Annotated in this window: 2 protein-coding genes; both read left to right on the plus strand. The window is 44.9% G+C overall.

Features of this window, described 5'->3' with window-relative positions; genetic code table 11:
- Window positions 1-5 precede the first annotated feature (5 nt).
- On the plus strand, window positions 6-302 hold the full coding sequence (locus WBM98_RS08225; RefSeq protein WP_424365543.1) for a zinc ribbon domain-containing protein: 297 nt from the start codon (window positions 6-8) through the stop codon (window positions 300-302).
- Window positions 262-1,566, plus strand: a complete 1,305-nt coding sequence (locus tag WBM98_RS08230; protein WP_424365542.1) for a hypothetical protein — start codon at window positions 262-264, stop codon at window positions 1,564-1,566. The genes WBM98_RS08225 and WBM98_RS08230 overlap by 41 nt, the downstream gene beginning before the upstream one ends.
- Window positions 1,567-1,892 lie beyond the last annotated feature (326 nt).

A 1,892-nucleotide genomic window follows, 5' to 3' on the forward strand; every position in this document is an offset into this window, starting at 1 on the left:
AGCGAGTGGAACCTGTTTCTCCCTGGTACACCAGCCAAATGTGCAGTGGATGTGGGACGATTGTAGCTAAGAGCTTGAGTGTGCGGGTTCACAGGTGCGATTCGTGTGGATTAGAACTTGACCGGGATGTGAATGCAGCCCGTAATATCCTAGCGCTCGGACTGAGCGTTTGCGACCCAACCCCAGTAATTCCCGCAGCCAAAATCTGGTATAACAGCAGCCTCGTTTTCGTAAAGATTCAAGGGAAAAAGAGGCGACATAATGAAGATAAGAAAGCATTTATCAGCAGATGGCTTGTTTAAGATGGTAAAAAAGGAATTCAAAAAGATAAAAGATCATCGCCCTATCAATGTGGCAATACCGTTGGAGGACGCATTGATGAGTGGGTTCGCCCTGTTTTCCCTAAAAGACCCATCATTATTGGCCTTTGACGAGAGAAGACAGACCCCAAAGAACTTGAAACGAGTCTATGGCATCAATCGCATACCAAGCGACACACAGATGAGAATAATTCTGGATGACGTTAACCCAGAAGGGATAAGACCGTTGTTTAAGCGGGTGTTGCAACAGTTACAGCGCGGCAAAGAGTTGGAAAAGATGAAGTATATGGGTCAGTACTACCTGTTGTCGTTGGATGGAACCGGGTATTTCCAGTCAGAAAAAGTGCATTGCGCTAACTGTTTGGAGAAACATTATAAGCGAAGTGGAAAAACGATATACACCCATCAAATGTTGGGTGGGGCGATTGTCCATCCAGAACGACGCGAAGTCATTCCATTAGCCCCTGAGCCAATCATCAAACAAGATGGAACCGAGAAAAACGACTGTGAGCGCAATGCAGCTAAACGTTTTCTAGCAAAATTGCGCCAAGACTATCCACGACTACCATTCATTATCATAGAAGATGCCCTCAGTGCGAATGCCCCCCACATTCGAGAATTGAAACGGCATAATCTGGGCTATATTCTGGGGGTAAAACCAGGCGACCATGCTTATCTATTTGAGCATATACGTCAAGCAGATGAGGCGGGAGAGACCACTCGCTTTGAAATTGAAAAAGATGGCGTAATCCACCGTTTTTGTTTTAAGAACGATGTTCCTCTCAACGAATCCAATACGGATGTACGGGTCAATTTTCTGGAGTATTGGGAAATTAAATCAGGCCAAACACGACATTTCAGTTGGGTGACGGATTTCACGATAACCGGCAAGAATGCTTTTAACTTGATGCGTGGTGGACGCGCCCGTTGGAAAATCGAAAATGAAACATTCAACACGCTCAAAAACCAAGGGTATCATTTTGAACACAACTTTGGGCACGGAAACCAACATTTGTCCGTCGTTTTTGCGTCTTTGATGATGTTAGCCTTTGCCGTTGACCAAGCACAACAATTGGCTTGTCGGCTTTTTCAAGCGGCTTGGGAAAAGACAGGTAGCAAACGTGCCCTTTGGGAAAAGCTACGCGCTTTATTTAATGAGCTACCAATGGATTCAATGACCATGATTTGGCGAGCCATTGCTTTTGGTTTTCATGTGGAACGGGTGATAATTCATGATTCGTCTTGATTGCCCAAGTCTGTCTCAAATAAGTGCAACTGGCTCAGGTTTCCATGCCTGCGGCAGGTAGGGCCTGCCTAGAGTTAGAAACCGGCTGATTTTGGAATTGTTTCATGACCTGATTTTTCTCTTTGTGAGGAAAAAATGATGAAAATAACATCTTCCTTTCTTTATTCAGGAAGAAAATCGATTAGCTGCGGGAGCAACTGAATTTCAGTTAATGTTTTTTGTTCACTTGCCGCAACCGCATCGCCTATGATTTTGGCGAACAACGCATTGCTAAACTGGGTTGAATTGCGGAATGATTGCAGATGAAAGTGGGGACAGCCTCTGGC

This window comes from Maribacter sp. (assembly GCF_049667165.1).
Taxonomy (GTDB): Bacteria; Bacteroidota; Bacteroidia; order Flavobacteriales; family Flavobacteriaceae; genus Maribacter_A.